Source organism: Microcoleus sp. ARI1-B5 (assembly GCF_036705795.1).
In the GTDB taxonomy this organism is placed as follows: domain Bacteria; phylum Cyanobacteriota; class Cyanobacteriia; order Cyanobacteriales; family Microcoleaceae; genus Microcoleus.
The window spans coordinates 90,200-115,283 of sequence record NZ_JAUBVK010000006.1 but is presented as its reverse complement, the minus strand read 5'-3'; the positions used below and the strand labels follow the sequence as shown (position 1 = coordinate 115,283).

The following is a 25,084-nucleotide window of genomic DNA, read 5'->3' as shown; positions in this document are numbered from 1 at the left end:
GGTGTTGGCGTGGGCGTCGGCGCAGTGTCGTTATCGGTAATGGCGACATTCACAGCCGGAATGCCGATCGCACTATACTTGCTATCAGCACTCGTAGCGCTATGAGAAATACTGCCCGCATGATTTCCTTCCACAACCGCATCATCTGTAGCCGTTACTGTGACTGACTTCGCCACATTCCAGTTAGTAGAGTCGAAGCTAACAGAGGCGATCGCACTTATTTGACTGCCCGTATCAAAGCTAATCGTCACAGGTGCCGTCGGCTGCGAAGAAAGCTTGAGTGTATAATTGCCTGTGACACCGCCTTCAGTAGCAGTTGTACTCGCAGGTGTAACAATCACCTCTGCCGTATCGTTGTCAGCAATCGTGGCAGTTACGGGAGAAATTGTCAGGTTGTTATACTTGGTATCTGTACTGACAGACTTGTGCGCGATCGTGCCGCTGTAGGTTCCTTGGGCTATGCTGTCATCGATCGCCTTAACAGTCACATTTTGAGCAACATTCCAATTAGTGGGCGTAAAAGTTAGAGGTGCGATCGCACTAATTTGACTCCCAGTGTCAAAATTAATCGTAACGTTTGCAGCAGGTGCGCTAGTCAAAACCACGCCGTAGGTATCAGTTGCACCGCCTTCAGCAATATTTGTACTTCCTGCCGATTGCACGATGGAAACACCCGGGCTATCGTTATCAGTAATCGATGCCGTCACATCGGGAATCGCTTTGGCGTTATAATTGGCATCGGTACTGGTAACTGTGTGAGCGATCGTGCCGCTGTGCGTTCCTTGTGCTAAACTGTCATCGATCGCACTGACAGTCACAGTTTTGGGAACATTCCAATTAGTGCTGTCAAAAGTAATCGGTGTGGCGATCGGGCTAAGTTGATTCCCAGTATTGAAACTAATATTAACTGGTGCAGAAGGTTGCGAATTTAGCTGGATTTTGTAACTGCCAGTTGCACCGCCTTCTGTAGCAGTGATCTTGGTAGGTGCAACGCTGAAACCTGCAGTATCGTTATCGGTAATGGCGACACTGACACCCCCAATTGTGACGCCATTATACTTAACATCGGTACTGGTAGCAGTATGGGCGATCGCACCCGTATGATTTCCTTCAACTAAATTATCGTCAACAGCAGCCACCGCCACAGTTTGAGCGACATTCCAATTAGTCGCGGTAAAAGTCAGTGCCGTAATTGGTTTAATTTGACTGCCTGTAGCCACGTTAATGGTAACAGGTGCAGTCGGTTGAGTATTTAATTTAACGGTGTAAATTCCGGTTGCACCGCCTTCCGTCGCAGTCGTAGTAGCAGGAGTAATGGTAACGCCTGCGATGTCGTTATCGGTGATGTTAGCATTGACAGTATTGCCAGCAGTACCGTTAACCGTAAAACTTGCAGTCGCACCGTTATAATTAGCATCGGTACTGATAGCAGTGTGGGTAATAGCGCCAGTGTGCGGCGAAGTTTCTGCGACGCCATCATCAACTGCACCCACAGTCACCGTTTGCGGTAAAAACCAATTAGTTGGAGTGAAACTAATGCCAGCAATCGGCTTAATTTCTGTGCCGGTGTTGAGTGCGATCGCCACATTTGCGGCAGGCTGATTAGTCAGCACAACTGTATAAGTATCCGTCGTGCCGCTTTCAGCTACATTAGTGCTGCCGCCCGACTCAACAATCTTTACCTGCGGCCCGCCAGGAATTAGTTTAGTAATAAAAGCATCAGCAACACCTCCCCCATTTGCGGCTTGTAAAGGAGTTGCTGTTGGGAAATTAGTAGAAGCAGTACCTCCCGCCACATAAACTGCACCAGAAGTATCTACCGCAATACCACCACCAAAGTCGTTCCCGCTGCCGCCAAGATAAGTAGAATCAACTAAGGCAGAACCAGATGAATTTATTTTCGTAACAAAAGCATCTTGCCCGCCGCCGCTGAGACTTTGAATAGCATTCTTAGTCGGGAAATTAGTCGAAGTAGTGTTTCCCGTCACATAAGCATTACCCGCACTGTCTACAGTAATGCGATCGCCATTCTCCTCTCCGCTGCCACCCAAATAAGTTGAATAAGCCAAAGAGTTATTAGGACTTATCTTGGTGATAAAAGCATCTTTAGCACCACCTCCATTAGCTGCTTGAATTGGACTAACTGTAGGAAAATCAGTTGAAGAGGTATATCCCACAATATAGGCATTTCCCGAACTATCTACAGCAATATCATTACCTTTATCTTCACCGCTGCCACCTAAATAAGTGGAATAAGTAAGTTCACCATTCGCGTTAAATCTACTGACAAAAGCTTCAAAACCGACTATAGGTATATCATTAGGTAAGTTCAGTGGAAAGTTAGTCGAATTGGTATTTCCGGTAACCCAGACATTACCAGAATTATCTAGTGCAATGGCTTTAGCATCATCAATACCAGAACCACCTAAATAGGTAGAGTAAACTAAAGCACTGCCGGTTGGATTAACTTTAGCAAGAAACCCATCCAGTTCTCCTCGGTATGTAAACTGGAAGGCATTGGCAGTGGTGGGGAAATTGCCGTATGTCGGCCCGACAACATAAGCATTACCGCTATTGTCTACTTTAATGCCGTTGCCGAGGCTACTTCCGCTACCGCCGAAAAAATTCTCGCCGACAACGTTACTGCCTAAAAAAGTAGAATAAACTAACGAATTCCCAGCCACATTGAGTTTTGTTACAGCAGCACTCGTAATATTTGCTGTAGGTTTATAAGAACCCGCTGTAGTTGGATAACCCTGATTGACTGGTCCGGTTAAATAAGCATTTCCTTGACTGTCTACCGCAATGTCAAAACCTTCATCATTATTAGGGCCGCCAATATATGTAGAGTAAACTAAGGCAGTTCCTTGGGGGTTAATTTTCGTAACCAAGATATCAGATTGACCCCCTGGTGTAGTTTGGTACGCACCAGGAGTAGTCGGAAAATTGTTAAAAGTAGTTCCAATAATGTAAGCCGCACCTGTGCTATCTACAGTCATGCGGTTGGCATTCTCATTGCCGCTGCCGCCTAGGTAAGTCGAGTAAGCTAAAACCGGGTCAATAACTAGGGGTTGAGTTCGATCGAACTCTCCCAAACTAAAACCTACTTGATTGTTTCCTAATAAATTGTAAGCAGCGGTAACATTCACCCGCTGTCCGTCGATGTCTTGATAAACGATCGGTGCGTTATCAATTAATTCGCCTAGCGGTGTTTCTAAAATCAGCGATCCGTCGTCGCGCAACCGGATGTTATTAACACCACTATAGTTCATCCGAATTTGACTCGGATCGGCAAAAGGTGCTACCAAAAACTCGCTTTTAAGTTGTCCTTCGGTTCCTTTAAAAACGCGATCGATTCCTTGATAAACGTTTTGATAAACTACGCCGTTAAATGTGGGAACGTTGGTGTGCCATTGACTGGAATCTTCGCCTAAAAGAAAGTTAGCAACTCCGGGCAATTGTTGCAAGCCGGAAATTGTCGGATTCGGGTTGCTGTTGGCTAAGCTGCTGCGGACAATTGAAGAATTTGTTGCTTGGTTCCCCGGTTCCTTTGGTTGCTGGAAAGCGACGAAAGAAATTTCGTTGGGAGTAAAAAAGATGCTGTGACCGGCACCTTTCACCTGGAATTTCACATTAGGGTCAGTTTGTCCAGTATTTGCAATAAAACTTAAGGGAATTTGACCGTAAGATGCCTGTTGATTTTGAGAGTTCATAGCTGGTACCCGTGGTTTATGTTATGCGAGTAAGTATATACAAGTACCAGCTCTGCTGTATAGTAAATTCTTGCGAAAAACTTGCGAAAAATACAATTTTCTTGCGAAATTTCTCGGATTGTTGATTAAAAATTGTAACACGGGCTACGGACTCGGTTTTTGTAGCTGGTTTTCTGCATTTCCAACCAGATTCTGATCGTGTCCGGTCAATCGACCGCGATTAAAGGCCGGGGCGGGTTTACAGGCTTTCTCGTTTCTATTAGAGATATTGGTGAACCCGCCCCTACAGGATTAATATCATGTCCTGTCAAATAGATATAATTTCTGTAGGGGCAGGTTCACCGACAATAATTGCCTAAAACCGACAATCTCATAAACCTGCCCCCACCCAACGACAAATCGCTGTTAAAGTTGAGCGCGATATTTCTTAGGAGTCAAGCCGACGATTTTGCAGAAAGTCTTGCTAAAGTGACTTTGGTCGTGAAACCCGACTTGCTGCGAGATATAGGTTATTGATAAATCTCGCCTTTTCAACAACTCTTTTGCTTTTTCGATCCGGCACTGGGTTACGTAGTGATGGGGCGTGACTCCAATTGATTGTTTGAACAAACGACTGAAATAATAAGGACTAATCTGCACTAAGTTAGCCAGTTCAGCTATGTGCAAATCTCGGTTTAGGTAGTCATTTATGTAGTTAATAACAATCTGCAATTTGACAGGATCGAGACCGCCTTCAAAATCTCGCCTATGCGGTTTTTGTGCACAATAGCGGTGCAGTATATGAAGCGAAAGCGCGTTTTTCAGTGCATCGACATAAAGAGTACCGTTTAATCCGCCTGATTCGAGTTCGGTTTTGAGCGCCCAGGCTATGCCGAGAATTAACGGATCGCGGATTTTCCAGTGCGGTATAATTTCAATGGGATTTGAATTTGTCGATTCGCAAACTGCAATGTCGAACTGCGTAGGGTCAAGGGCGATCGCAATAAATTCCTGCTTTTCGACGGCGTATGACTGAAAATCAGTACCAGCAGCAGCGATGAACATCTCTCCACTTTGGCACGGTTCGCTACCGTAGCGTTTCCCGTTCAGTGCTACTCCCCCGATAGCTGAAGAGAGTATCATGCCAATGCTGTGTTGTTGAAGACAGTGTTCGGGAGATTCGTTTGGCGGCTGAGAGTGATATTCGACGTGAATTCCCTCCCAATTTGCCCCGTGACTCGACAGGATTGCGGGATTTGGCAGAATCGATTTCATCGCCTCTGTCTGGGCAAAATCAAGAATTAACGGCTTCTCTGAGGACATAGCTTGCACCCGGGGCAGTTCCTATATTCTAGTTGCTATATTCTATGTGTCTGAAGTTCCCGCAGTTATGCAAAAAATACCGAGGACTGAGGCTACATATTCTCGGTTTGTTTGTCCAGCCTTCGCAATAAAATTTAATGAAAGTTGGTGAAGTCTGCTCCTTGTAGGGTGGGTCGCTGCTAGATGTTCGATTTGCACAGAAAGATTTATGCCAAGCGACGCACCCTACGGTATCTCCTCCTCAATTTCCACATCCACCGCTTCTAACTCAGCTTCCAACTGTTTAATACTCGGCAGACTCTCTTGCAACTTCTCCGGCAAAGCCTCCCGCAATTGATAAGTAGAAACCCCGATCGCCTTATTCATATATCGTAAAGAATATTCGACAATTTTCTGCTTTTTATTCTTGCATAAAATCATCCCAATAGTCGGCATATCGTCCCGGTGTTTAAGCAAATCATCCACAGCCGAAACGTAAAAACTCATCTTTCCCGAAAACTCCGGCTTAAACGCTTCCACCTTCAAGTCAATTACCACAAAACAACGCAACCGTAAATGATAAAATAATAAATCAATATAAAAATCTTCCCCTTCAACCTCTAGATGATACTGACTCCCTACAAAAGCAAACCCTACCCCCAACTCCAGCAAGAAATCGCGGATACGTTCAATCAAAGCCTTCTCTAAATCGCGCTCTTGCGCTGCTTTCCCTAAACTGAGAAATTCAAAATTATAAGGGTCTTTAAATAACTGTTGAGCCAATTCTGATTGCGGGCTTGGCAGAGTGCGAGAGAAATTAGTATCTGCTTTACCTTGCCGTCGATATAGCCCACTTTCTATCTGATGAACTAATACATTTCGACTCCATCCTTGCTCAATAGTTTGTCTTGCATACCACAGACGTTCTTTTGGTAATTTCACCTTTTCCATTAAGGCAATATTGTGATACCAAGTAATTTGTGCAAGCACCTCTTGCACAAATTCAAAATCCGGGTGAGTTTCCGCAAAACTTCTCATATACTTAAGATTGCGAGATGAGAAACCTTTCATCTCAGGAAATGCTTTTTGCAAGTCAGCGGCCAAACTGTCTATAACTTTAGCACCCCATCCTTGCTGCTGTTGCCGATTTAAAATATCCTGTCCGATTTGCCAATAAAGCAACACTAATTCTCGGTTAACAGCAACTGCTGCCCGTATTTGAGCATTGCGGATGCGTTCTTTCAGTTCCCGCAGAAAATTATGATAATCTTCTGGAATTGATAAACTATCCACCATAGCTTAACTCTCCTGTATGTTTCTGAATGATCTGCTCAAATACCATTTATCTCAATTATTACTATAAGAGATTTTGGGGTTTATTTACAAAGAGTTATTGCAGAACCTAGGTGCGTCGCTACTCGAAAAGTTGATTTTATTCAGAGATTTTTAAGGGCGACACACCCTACGGCTAAAATCCCAAATCCCAAATAAAATGACGCCCGCTAAAGTTTCCCAGCAGTACAAAAGCACTTTACAGGAAACTCGCGGGCGTCAAAATCAGACAAGCTTAAATCTTAGAACAGACCCAGCGTGAAAGATTTGTCGATCGGGAAAATAGCACCAATACCCAACCACAGAGTTACCGCAGTTCCCAACAGGAAGACTGTAGTAGCAACAGGGCGGCGGAACGGATTTTGGAACTTGTTAACGCTTTCGATGAACGGAATCAAAATCAAGCCGACGGGAACACCGGCCATGCAAGCAATACCCAACAATTTGTTAGGCAAAACGCGCAAAAGTTGGAACACGGGCCACAAATACCATTCCGGCAGAATTTCCAGCGGAGTAGCAAAAGGATTGGCTGGTTCGCCAACCAAAGCTGGGTCTAGTACGGCCAAACCTACGCACAGAGAAATCGTTCCCATGATCACGATCGGGAAAACGTAGAGCAAGTCATTGGGCCAAGCGGGTTCGCCGTAATAGTTGTGACCCATGCCCTTAGCGAGCTTAGCGCGTAGCTCTGGATCGCTCAAATCTGGTTTTTTGATAATAGACATAGTGAGAGTGTTCTCCTTTTAGTTTTACCCGGGTCTGGCATTCCGCTGTATTCGCTAGTCTGAATCAGCGGCGCGATCGCAGGAAGTATTCGCCGTAAATAAATATCATGAGCTATTAATTCTGAATTTTCAACTCAAAATTCAGCGGGGGGGCAAAAAAAATACCGCCCCCACAACTCAAAACTTACAACGGGCCAGAAATGCCTTGCTTGCGAATCATCAAGAAGTGAGCCAGCATGAAGACGATAATCAGCCAAGGCAACACAAAAGTGTGCAAGCTGTAGTAGCGAGTCAAAGTGCCTTGACCGACGCTGACACCGCCGCGCAGCAGTTCCACCAGCAAAGAACCGACAAAGGGGATGGCTTCGGGTACGCCGGAAACGATTTTAACAGCCCAGTAACCGACTTGATCCCAAGGTAGCGAGTAGCCTGTGACGCCGAAAGAAACAGTGAGGACTGCCAAGATGACTCCAGTCACCCAGGTTAATTCGCGGGGCTTTTTGAAGCCGCCGGTCAGGTAAACCCGGAAGGTGTGCAAAATCATCATCAGTACCATCATGCTGGCAGACCAGCGGTGGATGGAGCGGATCAGCCAGCCGAAGTTGACCTCATTCATCAGGTATTGCACTGAAGAAAAAGCTTCTGCTACCGTGGGACGGTAATAGAAAGTCATGGCGAAGCCGGTGGCAAACTGGATCAGAAAGCAAACTAAAGTAATTCCGCCCAAGCAGTAGAAGATATTGACGTGGGGGGGTACGTACTTGGTAGTGATGTCGTCGGCAAGCGCCTGAATTTCCAGACGTTCCTCAAACCACTGGTAGGTTTTTGAGTCGGTGATTTGTTTAGAAAACATGGAGCCAGAATTCCTAAAAGAATATTGCTGTGGTTGAGGTTCAGGGCAGCAGCCACAATGTTTTTTTGTCGCCGAGCCCCGAGCAGCTTGCTTTTACTAGCAAATGCCTGAGGCTATTTTTAAATTTGGAGCCCACGAAAGGAAATCTATAGTGCGATCGCCCGCGAGCGCTGGGAAACTAAGCGGTCGCTTGTCCCTACTCTCGCGAGTGCGCGATCGAATTCCAGACTGTGATAAAAAATGTAACATAATTGCTGTGCAAATTTCACCCTAGCAAGGCTTTAGCCGAGTGGGAAATACCAGTTTATGCCGGCTCAGCATCCGCCCCAAGCTGGCATTGAGCCGAGAACCCAGCTACAGCCCGCAGTCCGAGCCAGCCAGCGGCCCGAGCCAGCCTTAAATTTAATAAACATGATAAAACTTCACTGATTTTGCGATTAAATGTTACATTTAACTAATTTTTTGTTGGCGCCGCACCTTTGACCGAAGCCTGGGGGCTAGTTCAATGCGCAAAAGTTTAAAAGCCTACAAACTATAAATTACAGGAGATGCGATACTTGCCTATCTTTTACAGAAAAATCATGCACAGACGAATTTTCCAGATTGCGATTTTATTCTTCCTCCAAGCTGCTCTGGTTCTAAGCCCGTGGGTGCAGCCTGCGGCGGCGCTAACTCCAGAACAGCAGCTTTTGAGCGAAGCTTGGCGCATTGTCAACCGCTCTTATGTGGACGACAAATTCAACAATCACAATTGGTGGTCGATTCGCGAAAAAGCCGTCAAGGAACCGCTCAACGACAGACAGCAGACATACACGGCGATTCAGGGGATGCTGGCGAATCTTGACGATCCCTTCACTCGACTGCTGAAACCGGAACAGTACCGCAGTTTGCAGGTCAACACTTCGGGAGAATTGACGGGAGTCGGGCTGCAAATTGCGATCGACCCCCAGACAAATACCCTGACAGTGGTGGCTCCTTTGGCGGGTTCACCGGCGGATAAAGCCGGCATCCAACCGCTCGATCGCATCTTGAAAATTGATGGCACTCCCACCTCAGAATTGAGCCTGGACGAAGCAGCAACTCGAATGCGCGGCCGCATCGGCACTCCTGTTACCTTGACCTTGGGGCGCGAGGGAAGGGAGGTTCCTGAGGAAATTGAGCTGGTGCGCGATCGCATTGCTCTAAATCCGGTTTACGCCGAATTGCAGTCGGGGCCGGAGAATTTACCGCTGGGCTACATTCGCTTGAGTCAATTCAGCGCTAACGCTACTGAGGAAGTCGCCCGCGCGATCGACCGTTTGGAAAAACAAGGCGCCGCCGCCTACATTCTCGATTTGCGGAACAACCCGGGCGGGCTGTTGCAAGCAGGGATTGAAATTGCGCGCCTGTGGCTCGATTCCGGGACGATCGTCTACACGGTCAACAGACAAGGCATTCTCGGCAGTTTTGAAGCCTCTGGACAAGCCTTGACTGGCGATCCGCTGATTGTTTTGGTGAACAAGGGAACGGCCAGTGCTAGCGAAATTTTGGCCGGTGCGCTGCAAGATAACGGCAGAGCTCAACTGGTGGGCGAAAAGACTTTCGGCAAGGGGCTGATTCAGTCGCTGTTTGATTTGTCTGACGGTTCCGGGTTGGCTGTGACTGTGGCTAAGTACGAGACGCCGAACCACACGGATATTAACAAATTGGGGATTGCGCCCGATCGGGTAGTGCCTTTAGAACCGATTGCGCGCGATCGAATCGGCACCGAAGCAGACTTGCAATATCAAGCCGCACTGCAACTGCTAAAAGAAAAAACCGTGATGGCAAAGACGGCGGTTGAAACCAGGTTTACACAAACAATGTCCGCCTCCGCGGACCCAAGAGAATAAGGTAATTTGAACCACCCCCTCGGAAACCCGCTCTTGTGACGTTCGGCGAGAGCAAAGACGGCGAATGGAATTCGCACGCTCTTCTTCAACCCGCTCCCGTCGCGTGAGTGTTTGTATAGGCGCGAATTCCATTCGCCCGCTCTTCTTTGTGCGCTGTTCTTTCTTCTGTGTGCGCGGTGCACATCCTACCACACAACTATCTCGCGATTAAGGCTGCGGGGTGGATTCCTGCGCATCCGGTGCTTCGGGCTCCTGCAAAATCACCGGACGCTGCTGGGGATCAACTCGATTGCTTTGCTCTTGCATCACAGTTTTAGCCTGACTGGGGTCAAAGTAGCGGTTAAAGTCCGATCGCGACTTATCTACTCGCCCTTGGGTAAGATTGACTTCAGCTTGGATTTCGTGCAACTTTTCTTGGACAGCCCGGTAGTGAGGCCAAAGCTGAATCAAAGCAGAAGTCGCACAGACTGAAAGTACCATGTTGACTGCTAACTTGACTCCTGTTTCGGCGGCGAGCGTTTGATGAGGATAGGAACGCTGGCGGCTGCTGCTGCGACGAGGAGTAACCCGAGGGGGGGTTTTTACAGGACGAAGTGGAGTAACGGTAGGTTGAATCGCTTGCATAATTTTTTTTTCAAATACCTGAGACTGACGTTTGAGAGCACAAAAGAGCAAATTCTGAGCTTAACGCACACCCGCCCCTGTTTGTCAGGGTGCCCACAGCCAAAATTTTTGAGACAGGGTGACGGCTAAAGACGGAATTTCCCCATAAAAATGCCTGCCCTTGCAGTCTCGTCTTGCTGACCACAAACAATCTACTCCACGGTGGCAGCCATTGTCTGTAATGAGAAAGATTTAACTGCAAGGGCCGGCTAGGTAAGCGGTTCGCTACTGGTGTCTCGAAACTACTTGTACAGTTCAGTTGACAGCCGGAAAGCCAAGATTCCGGGAATCAAAGCAACTACGAGCGCTACGTAGACTTGGGTATCTGTTAAAGACATATGAGGAAACTCCTTTTCGCGGGCACGAGCTTTCACCAATTTGAGACAAATTGGCGCTTTTGGGAATCATTTGTAACAATTCGATAACAAATTTAGTGCGTCTGGGGAGGATTGAGGGAGTCGGAGAGTGCGGGAGTGGGAAAAATCTTCGATCGGACTTCTAGGAGCGACATCCATCAGTTACATCCGTTTGCATCCCGTACACTGCGACGGAAGCCGAACTTCGTTCGGACGATCGCCCGCGACAAAGTTACCGCACTAGGTTACGATAAGTGAAGGTGACACTCATTTTAGACAGAGCCGGTGATTTGCGCTGCGCTCTTAGCTTGCAAATCTTAGGTGCACAAAATAATTAATGCTAGATCAATTTCTCGACGGTTCGCCCAATTTGGGAGTTGACACCTTTTTATTATTGTTAGTTTTAGTGGCTTTGGAGGCTGTGCTTTCGGCTGACAACGCGATCGCCCTGGCATCTATTTCTAAAGGTTTGTCCGAGCCCAAGCTACAGCAACAAGCTCTCAACATCGGTTTGATAATTGCTTTTGTACTGCGAATAGCACTAATTTTAACGGCGACTTGGGTGATCCAGTTCTGGCAGTTTGAACTGTTGGGGGCGCTGTACCTGCTGTGGCTAGTTTTCCAGCACTTTTCCTCAGATTCTGACTCCGAAGGAGAACCTCACGGCCCCAGATTCTCGTCTCTGTGGAAAGCAATTCCAGTGATTGCTCTGACAGATTTAGCATTTTCTTTGGATAGCGTTACAACTGCGATCGCAATTTCCGACCAAACTTGGCTGGTGTTGACTGGCGCGACAATTGGCATAATTACCCTGCGATTTATGGCAGGCTTGTTCATCCGCTGGCTCGATGAGTTCGTACACCTTGAAGATGCTGGCTACATTACAGTCGGTTTCGTGGGAATGCGATTGCTGGTGAAAGTAATTAATGAGAGTTTAGTACCTCCCCAGTGGCTGGTAGTTTCTTCTATCGCCTTAATGTTTGTCTGGGGATTTTCTAAGCGCACTCCCGAGGGTATAGAGATTGCAGAATCTGCGGAAGTTGCTGTCAATCTGCCGGATGCAGAAGTTACTGTGCCGGAATCGCAACCACAGAAGTCCGAAATTTAAGATACTTTCATCTGGATGCAAGTCGCTTAAATCTGTTAAATGAAAAAGATTTAAGGCAGGTGAAAAGCTGCATAATACCTTTCATCCCCGTAACTTTAGTCTGGGGATGAAAGGCATTTATTTTGTAAGAGCGTAACTCAGCAGCTTACTCGAACAAAAGGCTGCAAGGTTAGGAGACAGTATCAGCAAGATTAACTTAACACTAATTGTTCGCGTATTTTGGCGATCGCTTTGATAATTGCTTCCCGGTTCTTGCGAGATTGCATCCATTTTGGCAATCGAGAGAACAGACTGCTATTCGACCAACCATACTGTTCATCAGGTTTCCTTTCCCTCAGTTTGGCCCTGAAAAAGGCCTCAATAAACTCTAAATGTCGAAGATTGTAAGCCCAAAGCGTCTGACCGCAGCAAGGCGCTTGAAGCCATAGAGGATAATGGAAATAGTCATCTACTGGCTCACTATGCCAGCGTCTTACAATTTCTCCCCCAGACCAATCTTTTGAGGAACCACAAGCTTTACAGGAAAATCTGCCCGGAGCAAATAAATCGGCGTTCTGAGGATCGATACGCCGTAGGGTGGCGCACGAGTCACAGCGAGGGCATTGCACTAGAAATTCATCTTGAAATGAGTAAATTGTGTCACGCTTATCTCTGAATCGCTCCATATGCTACTGGGCCTACTCAATTTATTACCCGATCGATAAAATGCAGCGGTTTAACTACAAAGTTTTCAATCTGGCGATCGCACCTTCATAGCTACCACACTCTGACCATGAAAACAGTATCCTATCCACTATCGCTGCAAGCAGGCAAGTTATGATGCCTAACGCCCCCATTCATCCGCCGCTCGTAAATTCTCGGACTCAACAAAGAGACTCTATACGGTCGGTGTGTAATGGGATTGTTGGCTGGCTTTTTCACACAAATACTCAGCAAGAACAGGTGAAACATAGTTCACTTCAGCAATATTGAACCCTGCTTGTTTTAACATTCCTTTAATAATCCATGCAAACGTGCTGTGTTCCTCCCGTATATGCATCTCATAGTCTTGCTTTGTCCACCCTTCGCCTTCGGGTTTCGCAGCAAGTTTAATCCAAGCTTGGAGCGATGCTTCGTACTCAGGAGGCGGAAACGAAAAAATCACGTCTCGCAAAAAGAAACGTCCACCGGGTTTCAGCATTGATGCAATGCGTAGAAATGCTACCATTTTCCAAAAATCGGGCAATATGTGCAATGCCGCTTTAGTCACCACAACATCAGCTAAACCCTCGCGGTGTTCATAAGTCAAAAAACCTGCTTGATGAAACTGAATATTCATCACACCCGCTTTCTTCGCTTTGTTTTGAGCATAAATCAACATGGCTTGAGAAATATCAACCGCATGGATTGATGCTCCGGTCAATGCGGCTTGAATCGCGAATGTCCCTGTTCCTGCTCCTAAATCAATCACTGTCTGCTTTGGCGAAATACTGAGCCGAGACACCAAGACTTGCTCTTTTTCGGGCGTACTCGATGGCTGCTTGAGATCGAACGTTTCGACTTGTGCTGTATCTTCAAAATCAACACCAGCCATCTTGGATTCATCAAAATACCAGTTGGGTAAGGAAGTCATGCTGTTCATCCTCAATGCGCGGGCTGCGACTAACTTAACCTGCATCGCCCACCGAGCATTTCTAAATTATGTTCTAACTGACTAAACCGAAGCCAGCTAACTTATAATTATATCGCAGTTGCGGTACAATGTTTAATATAGTAGAAAAATATAGCAAACTGCTGATGAAAGTCAGGAATTAATAAGAATGCCAGCCCCCATACTCTGCGTCATAGTTTGGCAACACATCTATAGCCTTTCGAGCTCCCATATGAGGTACGACAGGCAAAACCGGCAAAACCGGCAAAACCGGCAAAACCGGCAAAACCGGCAAAACCGGCAAAACCGGCCTCCGTGGGCATACCTCACCACGCTTGAGAACCGCTATAACTGCTATCTTCTGATTGGGAAGCCACCCGTTTGCTAATCCGTAAATGATGGTTTGACTGACAAACTTTGGCCCAATAACTGTTGATTCATTTGTATCAGCAGACGAGTACACCACCCAAGAGTCTGGCCATCGCCCGAGCCTGACAAGTAAAGGCCGATCGCCTGAAGTTAAGCCATAAACCGCTAAAGTGCTGTCAGGCCTTTTAGGTGACAATCGCCAGCGAAACATCGTGTCGTCCACTGTGATAGTCCGAAGCCCTCGCGTTCGTTTTGTGTAGCTCATGTTCTTTCTAAAATTGCTATTGTGTAATAAAGCATCTGTCCCGATCGCGATCGGATAGTTGACACCCATGACCAAAGCCTCAACCCCACAACAGTACCCCCTGCCTTTGGCGATCGCACGCAACTACCAGACTCCGACGGCACGTTTGTGAAAAACTTCCAAGAACATCCCCAGAGTATCCTGCTCGCCGACTCCCTGGAAACCACACTGCAAAACCTTCACCCGGACGGAGAGTATGCGATCGGGCTTTAATTGTGGCATTAAAAGAGCGCGAAACCGAATCAGCCCCAGCGATGGCTGCGTTGGTGGGATAGCGAGGGGAATTTATTGCTCGCTGGTAGCGAGGAAGCGTTCACTCGAACGCCTCCACACAGAACAGGAACGCCAACGAGCTGAAGCTGAGCGCGATCGGGCCGATCGCGCCTCTGGCCTCCAGGCCGATCGCGCACACCAACAAAAAGAGCGATGGGCGGCGTATTTGCGCTCTTTGCGCGATCGATCGCGATCTCATACCATGTCCGGTCGGTTGACCGCGATCGGATAGAACGCACGTGTGGAATGCGAGCCGACAAAAAATAGCGGACTCGCATTCCACACGTGCGTTCCGTTTTTGTGATGGTAATCGATCGATCGCGATCTCATGTAAGCCTTGGCGGCGGGTCTATTTTGGTGAGCGTGCGATCGCGATTAAGCATTGCCGAAGCGATCGCGATCGTGTCCTCCGTCAAAATCGATAATTGGCCCCTTCGGCACAATGCGATTTGGATTAATATCGGTCATGCTCATGTAATAGCCGCGCTTAGTATAGTCCAAATTGCACGTGGCTTTGAACTCAGGAACCTGATATATATCCTTGAGATAATTCCAGAGGTTCGGATAGTCGATAATGCGCCGCAAATTGCACTTAAAGTGACCGTGATACACTGAATCGAAGCGATACAGCGTGACAAACATACAAATATCGGCTTCCGTGACTCGATCGCCACATAAATAGCGCTGCTTGCTCAGAACAGTTTCCCAATAATCTAAACTCTCGAAGAGTTCTGTCACCGCTTCTTCGTAGGCTGCTTGCGAAGTCGCAAAACCAGAGCGATATACACCAGCATTGATTGGCATATAAATTGCATCGATCGTTTCATCAATCTGCTGTTGTAAATCGCGCGGGAATAAGTCTATTTTCTGCGCGGCCAATTCCCCAAACTCTACGTCAAACATCCGCATGATTTGGCGAGATTCGTTGTTGACGATTGTTTCAGTTTGCTTGTCCCACAACACCGGAACAGTGACTCGCCCTGTAAATTTGCGATCGGCTTTGACATAGATCTCTTGCAAATATTGAGCGTGATTCACCGAGTCAGGAATGGCTCCTGGTGCTTCAGAAAACATCCAACCTTGGTCGCTCATAATCGGATCGACGATTGAAATTGAGATGGCATCATTCAACCCTTTGAGTTCTCGCATAATTAAGGTGCGATGCGCCCACGGACACGCCAAAGAAATGTAGAGGTGATAGCGTCCTGCTTCTGCCTTAAACCCGCTCGATCCATCTGCGGTGACGCGAGATCGAAACGTTGTCGGTATCTCATTGAACTTACCGCTGCGATCGCGATCGTGGAGCTCTGTCGTCCATTTGCCTTCGATCATCATTCCTGATGCCATAATTCCCTCCTAACCTAATGGTGTAATCGTGCCGTTGCTGCTCTAGCAATCGCTAAATGGCACCATTCCTAAGAAATCCCATTTGATTTGTGAAAAGTTCCCAGAGTAGAGACCCTGTGGGGCAAGGACTTCAATCCAAATCACTTAGAAGGAATCAAGCCGGATTGCTATGGATTCATTGTAATCCCTGTTTTGTTACTCTGACGAAAGCGAAGTTGTCTTCCTTGTACCGCTACCATCCGGGGGAAATCAGAAACCGGGAAAGTTTTGCATATACAAGCAGATTATTCTGACCAATTCACTTTGAAAGATTGGGTTCAACGACGTTCGGAAAGCTGGCAAAATTACGCCGCACCCAGTCCATCCCCACTTCGTTGTCGAGTTTAATTTTCTGTGGCGCATCCGCGTAAATCTTGCCCAAAATATCTGCATCTTGCTCGACGATAACTTGGGCAAGATTGAGAAAATTTTGCTTCAGCAAGCGAAAGACTGGATGATTCGCCTCACCAAACATCAATACATAGGTTCGCGTATGGGTTTCAGACTCGGGCACAAAAATATGACATTGCTTGGCTTTTCCCATCGCCGCTTGACCGTGAAATACCACCAGCGATGGAAAGAAGTTTTCTAAATGCGCTGAGAGTGTTTGTGGTAATGCCAATAGTGCGGGATTTTTAAGAATGTCTTGCAAACGAGGTTTTTTGCGCGGCATCTCGTAGTACGCCTGAGAATGATGGCCGTCATCCACAAACTTTTGAAACTGCACTTCTTCAATCTCAAACATCGGTCGGTGGGTACCGTTTTGGTGATTGTAATCGTGCATATTGAGCAACATTGGCAGTAGCTTGGTTTTGACGCTCACATCCGCTGTGTAGCCGATAAACTCAAATTCAGCCGCAAACTCATTCAAAATTGTCGGGATGGGAATTTTCGGCTCGTATCCCCCATAAGACCAGATAAAATCTCCCTGAATTATCAGGTCTAAGGGTTTCATTTGGGGCAGTGTTTTCTTGTTAGATCCGGGTAAAACGGTGCAGCCTGCCGCATCAAATTTCAGGGCATGAAACGGACAAACAATTGCACTTGTTCGATCGCCCGCAGCGGCTTCACACCATCCTTCTGACAGCATCGCGCCCATGTGCGGGCAGGCATTTGGCAAGGCGTGGATGTCTCCAGCCGCGTCTTGCCACATCACATAGTCGGTACCGTACAAGGAAATTTTTCGGGGTTGATTCACTCTCAGCATCGACTTGTGCGCTAACAACCAGGGCGCACCGGGAAGCATAGACTGCATAAGGTTCTCCGCAATATTAGGTAAAATTGTGAAATATCCGTCGCGTTTCTAGAATATGACAGAAGATTCACATTTGTCAAGAAATCTGCGCCGTCCACCCAAACAGCAGCGAGGGAAAGACCGCGTTGAAAAAATTCTGGACGCAGCAGCAGCAGTATTTGATGAAATTGGCTATGCGGCGGCGACGACGCATCTGATTGCGGCGAAAGCAGGGACGGCTATCGGTTCTCTGTATCAATTTTTTCCCGATAAAGCCGCCATTTTTAAGGCGATGGAGTTGCGCCATACCGATCGGGTCAAGCATTTTTGGGAGCAGACAAATACGCCGGAAATTGTCCAGTTACCGCTGCGCCAAATGATCCGCGCGATCGCAGAGGCGATGGCAGATTTATTTGAGCAGCCCGTATCGCGGGTGGTATTTGTGCAATTTTACACGGCACGCCAGATTTTTCAGTCGATTGATGACAGCATGACCCAGGAAGCGATTAACTTCCTGGCGAGCCTTTTGCAGCAGCGCAATTGCGCCTTGAGTCAAGGGCAGTGCAGTCTGTTGGCAGAGGTGTGCGTCCACAGCAGCAATGCGGTGATGCTGGCAGCACTTCGCAGCCCCAATCTGCAACACCGCCAGCGGTTGATCGAGGAGATTGAACCGTTGCTCGTGTCATATTTAGAGCCATATGTTGGGGATGCTCAGTTGAGAAATGTAATGAAAGTAATGATATGCCCGCATTGTAGATCGGCGCAGCTATCAAAAAACGGGCATCGTAGGGGGAAACAGTGCTATCGCTGCAAGGACTGTGGCAAACAATTTGTCGAGAATGTCGGGCGGGCGATCGAACATAACCCCATGCCTAAAGGCCCGGGAGTATGTCAATCGCCGTCATCGCCCTCCGGCGGGTAGTCGGTGGGCGGGTCCTGAATGTGCTTCAACCAGTGGCTCGGATGTTCGTCGGCGGTGTGCGTGTACCCGAGGTAGCCGCAAACTACCTCCCCAGCCCCTTCAAAGAGCACTCTCGCGAAACTTATTCGGCATGGTAGACGAATTGACCACAAAACTTCAGGCTCCCCGATTCCACAACATCTTGTTGAATCGAGAATTCAACGCAGCAGTAGTTCAAGTTCCGCGCCTCGGTATCTTTGGCTGGCAAAAAAACTACTTGCTTCTGGGACTTCCCCTGATGCAGTCGTTGTCTTTGGAACAATTTAAAGCAGTTCGGGCACACGAAGTAGGACATCTTTCTAGGAACCATTCCCGCTTCGCAGGATGGATTTATCGAATTCGCAAAACCTGGTTGCAGATTTATGAACGCTTACACCAGAGCGAGCAACATGGGGCATCAATTTTGTTTAATAGCTTCCTAGAATGGTATTGGCCTTCCTTTAATGCCTATTCTTTTATCTTGGCACGGATGGATGAGTACGAAGCCGATCGCGTGTGGCGGCAAAAGCAGTCAAGTTGCTATTTAAGGAATTGGTTCGAGAGTTGAGTTTGGTTAAAGAGTAACTAGAGTGAAAATCGAGTCGATCCGCCGGACAATGCTTATTCCTCTATGTTGACTTTCCTGCACAGCCCGATCGCAGCAGAACAGAGCAATCTATGGTTAGAGCAGGCTTTGGCACAAAAAACCAATAATGCAGACACCCATCCCTGTCAACCGCGATCGACTAAAATCCCTAGGTTATCTCGATCGATCGCAAAAATTACTTGAGTCAGCAACCATACAAACCAGTGCAGCAGAACATCCAAGATGTGTTAAAAACTCAGCCGGATTGTGCAGAAGCAAACTATACCCTCGGACAACTTTTGCTAAACAAGGATGATGCAGCAGGTATTGCTTGCCTTTTCAAGGCAATGACACAAAGGATAGACTGGGTAATAGACCGCTGCGAGCTAATTTACATTTTTTTCGGGAAACGAGGTCAAACCGACGAAGCAGAGAAATATCGCGATCGAGCCTCGCAGCATTCTCAGATTCTGGTAAAAGCTCAACAGGAAAGAGCTGGCGCGAGCGATCGCGACCAACTTAAACCTCATACTCTCAAAGCATCAGAGGTAGATAAACTCAAACAGCAGTTAGCTCCCTATTCACAGGTTAAAGAAGCTTATCTGGTAGAGAAAGTTGTCACCTACTTTCCCGAAAAGTGCTTTTTTGTTCTAGGGATCGTTCGCAAACTAGGTTTGATTGAAACTGAGGATGCGGATCAAAATGTTGCCGAGCTGCCGGCTAAAAATTTGCCGTTTTCTACTGAAGTTTATGCGCTCATTTTGAACCACCGCAGTTCCGGCAATTAGAAGAAAAATATGTGCCAGGTGGAAGGGTCTTTAATTCTGCGACGTTAGTCCTAGGAGTGTTCTACATTCAATCTCAATTTATGCAGTCTAACAAACCCACGGCTCTGCCGAACTCAGTTAATTTATCGGTGAGTTGCTATAGTCGGCCTAATTGTGGATTTCATTCAGTTGACCGCTTGACAGTTGACCGCTTGACAGATGAGTGCACTTGACAATCATAAGGAAGAGGATTGGAGTAATGAATAGTTTTCTTTTAATTTCTCCCGATCGGGGTTTGGGCTTTAAACCAATTCTTTCTGGTAAATTTTGGCTAAAATCCGATCCGGATCTAGGTGTTGACAGCCCCAAAAAATGCTATAAAAAAATTAGTCATTGTACCGCAACTGTCATAGAATTAATAGTTATGCTGCTGTATTATCGGTGAGGGCGGTAGGTTAAAGATTAGGTGCTAGCACTTCAAAACCGCCTTTTTGGTTATTTCCTCATAATTTATGGGAAGATAAATAAATGAGTGGTATTGCGGAATATTGATGTGGCGCGTTGAACTATGTCTCCTCAAAAACAGTCTTATAGTTGGTCAGCTCTAGGCGTCGCGATCGCTGCGGTCGCGGTATCAACCTGTGGTATTGCAACGTTAAATGCTAGGTCAGACCGTGCAGCGAATCATGAGCGAGAACTCAATCATTTGCAAGCGATAGCAAACCGTTTGGATGCTTTGGAGTGGAGAGCTATCTATAAAAAACAAGTTGACTCCGAGTTAGAAGAAGCCTTGGGGAAGCAGCAAGAGCAGGCACAACGCAGTTTGGAGGCATTAAAAACAACTACCCCTTCCTTAGACCAGATGCAAAAAGTTGAATCTGCCTATCGCACCTATGCAACTGCTGTTAATCAACTCTTAAAGCTTCTGGAATCCAACCGCATTGAACAAGCGTTAGAACTTGATAAGACTCTAGTCAATCCGAGTTATGAGAAGTTGTATGAAATTGTCAGGGAGGCTACCGCGGAAGCTTCTCAAAGGTCTGCAAACCTGACTTACTGGGCGAATTTTGGTTTGGTGTTGATTGTTCTGTCTCTGATTTGTACTCTGGGTCTCGTATTTCGACAACAATACCTGCGAACTAACCAGCAGGTTCAGAACATGATTCTTGAAAATATGCGCCGCCGAGAAGAGCAATTAGAAGAAGATCGTCAACGTCTAGAGTCAAGGGTGAAAGAACGAACTCAGGAACTTCAGCAGACGAATAGTGCACTCTCGCAAGCGATATCCGATCTTCAACAATCGCAAATCCAGCTAATTCAAAGCGAAAAAATGTCAACACTCGGGCAGTTGGTTGCTGGAGTTGCCCATGAAATCAATAATCCAGTTGGATTTTTGGCTGGCAATATCCAACCTGCTTTAGATTACGTGAAAGATCTGTTTGGTTTAATTGACCTGTATCAAGAGAAATATCCTCAACCAGAAAAAGCAATTCTAGAGGAAATCGATGCTATAGATTTGGATTACATTCGTGAGGACTTACCCAAATTAATTGGGTCGATGAAAGAGGGCGTGATTCGGATTCGCGACATTAGCACCAGTCTGAGAACTTTTTCTCGTGCCGATAGCAGCTCTCCTGTTGCTTACAATATTCACGAAGGTATTGATAGCACTTTACTGATTCTCAAATATCGCCTCAAAGCCAACGAAACACGTCCAGCAATTGAAGTTGTCAAAGAGTATGGAAATTTACCTGCTGTGCGATGTTATGCCGGACAACTCAACCAGGTATTTATGAATTTACTCGCCAATGCTATTGATGCCCTAGACGAATCGAATCAGGGACGCAGTTTTGAGGAAATAAAAGCTCATCCCAATTGCATTTGGGTGAAGACTGAACTATCGAATGACTCTCAATCTGCCGTTATTTCTATTCGAGATAATGGTATAGGTATGACTGACGAAGTAAAACAGAAAATCTTCGACCACCAGTTCACCAGTAAGGCTGTTGGTAAAGGCACAGGTTTGGGATTGGCAATTGCTCGTGCGATCGCGGTTGACACCCATGCTGGGACTCTGGAGGTGAATTCAACTCCCGGAAACGGTGCAGAGTTTGCGATCGCAATACCTATTAAAGCTAAGTTCAAAACTTTAGCCTGAGCTCAAGTTTGCTAACCGTTATGTTGCATCGTCGGTACGATCGCCCTTTACGCCAATCGGGAGTACATCTTCCACAGACAACAGGAAGCCGATCGGCTCAAACAACTCGATCGGCAATATGCGCCCTTTGCTAACAAAATGCTAGAACTGAGTCAGAGGTTTGACGGCGCAGCGATTCTCAATTTACTGGAACCGTATGTGCAGTCATGCTACACGTCATCAATACCTATTACAAAAACCCTGCAACATTAGGTTGAGTAGAGTAATGAAATTCCGCAATTATTCTTTAGTTATAATTGTGAGAAATTAAACTTGCATTGCATTCCCAAACTTTCCTGTCTTCAAATTATATGCGTTTATATGCGTTTATATACCTCGCTCGGCGGTTGACATATCAATCAAAAATTGATGTAATTCAAGCCGGTGCTATAAAAATGGAAAATCCCTGTTGGCAAAGATTTTTAATTTGTTTTTAATTTGTAATTTGTCTGAGGAGTTAACCCGTGTCAGTTGAAACCGCACCCCCAATCGGCACCATTCTAGTGGTGGATGATAACCCCACAAATATTCAGGTTTTATTTGATGTTTTGAGCGAGATCGGATACCGAGTGGCGCTCGCCAAAAGTGGAGAAGCTGCCCTGCAACGCCTCGACTCCTATCATCCCGATTTGATTCTGCTGGATGTGATGATGCCGGGGATTGATGGGTTTGAAACCTGTGGGCGGCTCAAAGGCGATCGCACCACCAGCGACATTCCGGTGATTTTTATGACAGCCTTGTCTGATTCAGTCGATAAAGTGAAAGGGTTGAGCTTGGGTGCCGTCGATTATATCACCAAGCCTGTCGAGCACGAAGAAGCACTGGCAAGGATTCGCGTCCATCTGAAACTGCGCGATGCCCAAAAGAAAGTTGAACAAAGGACGATCGAGCTTTCCCAAGCGCTAAACGATCTAAAACAGACGCAGGTACATTTGGTGCAAAGTGAAAAAATGTCATCCCTGGGGCAATTGGTGGCTGGTGTAGCCCACGAAATCAACAATCCCCTCAATTTCATCTCTGCCAACATCCAACCCGCCAAAGAACACATTCAAGATTTGATGACTTTTCTGGAGTTGTACGACGAATGCCATCCCCAGCCCCATCCCAAAATTAAAGCCTGGATGGATAATGTAGATGTAGAGTATCTGCGAGAAGACTTGCTCAAGCTGCTCCATTCTATGCAATTAGGGAGCGATCGCATCCGCCAACTCGTCCTTTCCCTCCGCAATTTCTCCCGTCTCGACGAATCAGAAGTCAAACCCGTCGATATTCACGAAGGCATCGAAAGCACCCTGCTGATTTTGCAACATCGCCTCAAAGCCTGTGCTGAACATCCTACCATTCAAGTCATCAAAGACTACGGGCAATTGCCAATGGTGGAATGCTACCCGAGTCAACTCAACCAGGTATTTATGAATCTGTTCAGCAATGCCATTGATGCGCTGGAAGATGGCATCAGGAAAACTCCCGGACGGCTTAATCCCACGATTTCCATCCACACCTCCATCGGCGATGCTAACTGGGTGACGATCGCGATTTCCGATAACGGCACCGGCATTTGCTCAGAAGTGCGATCGCAACTTTTCGATCCCTTCTTCACCACAAAACCGGTGGGCAAAGGCACGGGATTGGGACTGTCGATCAGCCATCAAATCGTCACAGAAAGACATCGCGGCAAGATTGAATGTTATTCTACACTGGGGCAAGGCAGCGAGTTTGTGGTGCAAATTCCCGTGCAAAAAATCGATCGAGTTGCTTAGGGGGAATTTGATTTTGAATCAGAAATTTCTATGTTTTGGGAAATATTATGGTTTAGTTACCCATCGCTCGCGGCAGACCGACAGAGTATTTTGACATACTCCGCTGGCTAAGGTCAGGGAGTCGCCGGACTGCCGCCCCCAACCGCGCGCCATCCATTACCTCAACACCCCGAACAAACACCCGTTTGGGCCAAACCTATTTCTATCAAGTAGAAGCCTCCGACCCCGATGGCAATCCCCTTACCTATACACTATTAAATCCGCCCTTCGGCATGGCATTTGCAACGCCCGCATCAATGCCGAATGGAATGGCATTTCAAGAAGGACTTATCACTTGGACTCCCGGAGTATCGCAGCTCTTAACCCATCCCATCGCCGTCAGAGTTAGCGACGGTTTGGGAGGATTGGCTACTCAAACATTCAATTTAAGGTAGTAATAAATATGTAGTGAAATTTAATTACAGTAATTGAATACATAGGATAATTTTATAACTCACACAATCAAATTTTGTGATTTTAATATTTCTTTACGCGCTCGAATGTAGATTTATACCATTTTTCTAAAATCGTGCAACACTCTTCGACCCCCCTAGCCCCCCCGCTGCATTGCGGGGGGGAACAAGAATACTGTTGCATTCTTTTTTAAAATTGGTATTAGTTACACTTATGCTATAGCAATCCTAAATGATTATACTCGTTACTTTCGCTCTGCCTGGTAAGGCAGATCCGGAGGCTGTGCCTCCACCATTTTCGCAGACGACGCAGAGCAAGAGGGACATCGGTTAAGAGGCGGGAGCCTCTTAACCAGTTATTGAAAATGATTTAGGATTGCTATATCATAACTAACTATTGCTGGAATCCTTGATATCAGCCAACATTAGTTTAGTCATATAATCTGCTATTTTTACGACCAAATTGACCTGATTGTGGTTCAAATCACAGACTTAAAAATGGTAGAATTCATAATAAGAAACCAAAATACAAATGTCTTAGTTGGGGGCGTCAATTGGTCGAAAATCCTACCAACACAGTAATTATACCAATTTTAAAAAAGAATGCAACAGTATTCTTGTTCCCCCCGCAATGCAGCGGGGGGGCTAGGGGGGGTCGAAGAGTGTTGCACGATTTTAGAAAAATGGTATTAGCTCACAAACAAAAGATTTAATCGAGCGACTTCTTTAGGAGAAGATTTCTTTGGCTGGTATAGCTAGAAGCACGGGTGTTTCTCAAAAATGGTTACAGGATTACGTAAATAATAAATATGCCTCAATCGAACGCATAGTAAAGGTTAAACCTCAAAAAAAAGTCAGATTGAATGTTGAATGTGATGAATTATGGTCATTTGTAGATTGCCAAGAAAATAAGCAATGGGTGTGGTTAGCAATGGATAGATCAACCAGAGAAATTATTGGTGTTTATATTGGCGATAGTAACGAAGAAGGAGCAAAACAATTATGGAATTCTCTACGTCCTGTAGATCGACAATGTGCTGTTTGGTATACAGATTTTTGGGCTGACGGTAGCTTGTATTTTTCCAAGCAAATGCCATCAACCAGTTGGTAAAGACAGTGGAAAAACTAATTACATTGAAAGATTTAATAATACATTGCGCCAACGTGTTTCTCGTCTAGTAAGAAAGACTCTTTCATTTTATAAAAAGTTAGAAAACCATATTGGTGCTATTTGGTATTTTATCCATCATTACAACTATGTTTTGAGCCAATAAATATCTAATC

20 protein-coding genes and 4 pseudogenes are annotated in these 25,084 nt (G+C 46.3%); 13 read left to right on the top strand and 11 right to left on the bottom strand.

The window, feature by feature from the left end:
* The 5 genes from QUB63_RS12020 to petB form a co-directional block, all read right to left on the bottom strand.
* Positions 1-3,713 (bottom strand): beta strand repeat-containing protein (locus QUB63_RS12020; protein ID WP_332945349.1); only part of this gene is annotated, 3,713 nt, incomplete at its 3' end.
* Positions 3,714-4,118: 405 nt separating this feature from the next.
* Positions 4,119-5,015 carry a helix-turn-helix transcriptional regulator gene (locus tag QUB63_RS12015; protein ID WP_332945347.1) on the bottom strand — a complete coding sequence of 299 codons (897 nt, stop codon included), beginning with the start codon at positions 5,013-5,015 and terminating at the stop codon, positions 4,119-4,121.
* Positions 5,016-5,240: 225 nt separating this feature from the next.
* The gene (locus tag QUB63_RS12010; RefSeq protein ID WP_332945346.1) at positions 5,241-6,290 is read right to left on the bottom strand and encodes a PDDEXK nuclease domain-containing protein; all 1,050 of its coding nucleotides are present in this window, start codon (positions 6,288-6,290) and stop codon (positions 5,241-5,243) included.
* A gap of 278 nt (positions 6,291-6,568) precedes the next feature.
* A complete protein-coding gene (gene petD, locus QUB63_RS12005; RefSeq protein WP_332945344.1) occupies positions 6,569-7,051 on the bottom strand; it encodes a cytochrome b6-f complex subunit IV in 483 nt (160 codons plus the stop codon).
* A 184-nt stretch (positions 7,052-7,235) separates the two neighbouring features.
* On the bottom strand, positions 7,236-7,904 hold the full coding sequence (petB, locus tag QUB63_RS12000; RefSeq protein WP_332945342.1) for a cytochrome b6: 669 nt from the start codon (positions 7,902-7,904) through the stop codon (positions 7,236-7,238).
* A gap of 581 nt (positions 7,905-8,485) precedes the next feature.
* Here petB and ctpA point away from each other — a divergent pair.
* Complete coding sequence (gene ctpA / locus QUB63_RS11995; RefSeq protein WP_332945340.1) at positions 8,486-9,775, top strand: carboxyl-terminal processing protease CtpA; 1,290 nt, start codon at positions 8,486-8,488, stop codon at positions 9,773-9,775.
* Between the two features lie 207 nt (positions 9,776-9,982).
* Here the strand turns inward: ctpA and QUB63_RS11990 are convergent, their stop codons facing one another.
* Positions 9,983-10,399: a hypothetical protein gene (locus QUB63_RS11990; protein ID WP_332945339.1), complete on the bottom strand. Its 417-nt coding sequence runs from the start codon at positions 10,397-10,399 to the stop codon at positions 9,983-9,985.
* Between the two features lie 281 nt (positions 10,400-10,680).
* Positions 10,681-10,776, bottom strand: coding sequence for a photosystem I reaction center subunit XII (gene psaM, locus QUB63_RS11985; protein ID WP_293136392.1), 96 nt, complete (start codon positions 10,774-10,776; stop codon positions 10,681-10,683).
* A gap of 355 nt (positions 10,777-11,131) precedes the next feature.
* On the opposite strand from psaM, the gene QUB63_RS11980 reads away from it, so the two are divergent.
* Positions 11,132-11,902 (top strand): TerC family protein, encoded by a 771-nt coding sequence (locus tag QUB63_RS11980; RefSeq protein WP_332945338.1) that lies wholly within the window; start codon positions 11,132-11,134, stop codon positions 11,900-11,902.
* 877 nt (positions 11,903-12,779) lie between these two features.
* Here the strand turns inward: QUB63_RS11980 and QUB63_RS11975 are convergent.
* Together QUB63_RS11975 and QUB63_RS11970 are read right to left on the bottom strand one after the other, a co-directional pair.
* Positions 12,780-13,514 carry a class I SAM-dependent methyltransferase gene (locus QUB63_RS11975; RefSeq protein ID WP_332945336.1) on the bottom strand — a complete coding sequence of 245 codons (735 nt, stop codon included), beginning with the start codon at positions 13,512-13,514 and terminating at the stop codon, positions 12,780-12,782.
* A 178-nt stretch (positions 13,515-13,692) separates the two neighbouring features.
* Positions 13,693-14,235: a hypothetical protein gene (locus tag QUB63_RS11970; protein ID WP_332945335.1), complete on the bottom strand. Its 543-nt coding sequence runs from the start codon at positions 14,233-14,235 to the stop codon at positions 13,693-13,695.
* Between QUB63_RS11970 and QUB63_RS11965 the strand changes: the two are divergent.
* Together QUB63_RS11965 and QUB63_RS11960 are read left to right on the top strand one after the other, a co-directional pair.
* Positions 14,221-14,412: pseudogene (locus QUB63_RS11965) on the top strand (Uma2 family endonuclease); the annotation flags it as partial. The gene QUB63_RS11970 and the pseudogene QUB63_RS11965 overlap by 15 nt on opposite strands.
* On the top strand, positions 14,402-14,710 hold the full coding sequence (locus QUB63_RS11960; RefSeq protein ID WP_332945334.1) for a hypothetical protein: 309 nt from the start codon (positions 14,402-14,404) through the stop codon (positions 14,708-14,710). The pseudogene QUB63_RS11965 and the gene QUB63_RS11960, both read left to right, overlap by 11 nt.
* Positions 14,711-14,853: 143 nt before the next feature.
* Here QUB63_RS11960 and QUB63_RS11955 read toward each other — a convergent pair whose 3' ends face one another.
* Together QUB63_RS11955 and QUB63_RS11950 are read right to left on the bottom strand one after the other, a co-directional pair.
* Entirely contained in the window at positions 14,854-15,825 is a 972-nt protein-coding gene (locus QUB63_RS11955; protein ID WP_332945332.1) for a glutathione S-transferase family protein, read from the bottom strand.
* A 298-nt stretch (positions 15,826-16,123) separates the two neighbouring features.
* Positions 16,124-17,119, bottom strand: a complete 996-nt coding sequence (locus tag QUB63_RS11950) for a Rieske 2Fe-2S domain-containing protein (protein ID WP_332945330.1) — start codon at positions 17,117-17,119, stop codon at positions 16,124-16,126.
* 55 nt (positions 17,120-17,174) lie between these two features.
* On the opposite strand from QUB63_RS11950, the gene QUB63_RS11945 reads away from it, so the two are divergent.
* The 9 genes and pseudogenes from QUB63_RS11945 to QUB63_RS11910 form a co-directional block, all read left to right on the top strand.
* Positions 17,175-18,020, top strand: a complete 846-nt coding sequence (locus QUB63_RS11945; protein WP_332945328.1) for a TetR family transcriptional regulator — start codon at positions 17,175-17,177, stop codon at positions 18,018-18,020.
* Between the two features lie 130 nt (positions 18,021-18,150).
* Positions 18,151-18,606, top strand: a complete 456-nt coding sequence (locus QUB63_RS11940; protein ID WP_332945326.1) for a M48 family metallopeptidase — start codon at positions 18,151-18,153, stop codon at positions 18,604-18,606.
* Between the two features lie 218 nt (positions 18,607-18,824).
* A complete protein-coding gene (locus tag QUB63_RS11935; protein WP_332945325.1) occupies positions 18,825-19,412 on the top strand; it encodes a hypothetical protein in 588 nt (195 codons plus the stop codon).
* A 238-nt stretch (positions 19,413-19,650) separates the two neighbouring features.
* Positions 19,651-19,836 carry a hypothetical protein gene (locus QUB63_RS11930; protein WP_332945324.1) on the top strand — a complete coding sequence of 62 codons (186 nt, stop codon included), beginning with the start codon at positions 19,651-19,653 and terminating at the stop codon, positions 19,834-19,836.
* A gap of 825 nt (positions 19,837-20,661) precedes the next feature.
* A pseudogene (locus QUB63_RS11925) lies at positions 20,662-21,549 on the top strand (sensor histidine kinase); the annotation flags it as partial.
* Between the two features lie 503 nt (positions 21,550-22,052).
* On the top strand, positions 22,053-23,348 hold the full coding sequence (locus QUB63_RS11920; protein ID WP_332945323.1) for a sensor histidine kinase: 1,296 nt from the start codon (positions 22,053-22,055) through the stop codon (positions 23,346-23,348).
* A gap of 62 nt (positions 23,349-23,410) precedes the next feature.
* Positions 23,411-23,782, top strand: coding sequence for a putative Ig domain-containing protein (locus tag QUB63_RS11915; protein ID WP_332945619.1), 372 nt, complete (start codon positions 23,411-23,413; stop codon positions 23,780-23,782).
* A 485-nt stretch (positions 23,783-24,267) separates the two neighbouring features.
* Positions 24,268-24,369 (top strand): annotated as a pseudogene (locus QUB63_RS35035) (IS1/IS1595 family N-terminal zinc-binding domain-containing protein); the annotation flags it as partial.
* Positions 24,370-24,477: 108 nt separating this feature from the next.
* A pseudogene (locus QUB63_RS11910) lies at positions 24,478-25,074 on the top strand (IS1 family transposase); the annotation flags it as partial.
* Between the last annotated feature and the right edge of the window lie 10 nt (positions 25,075-25,084).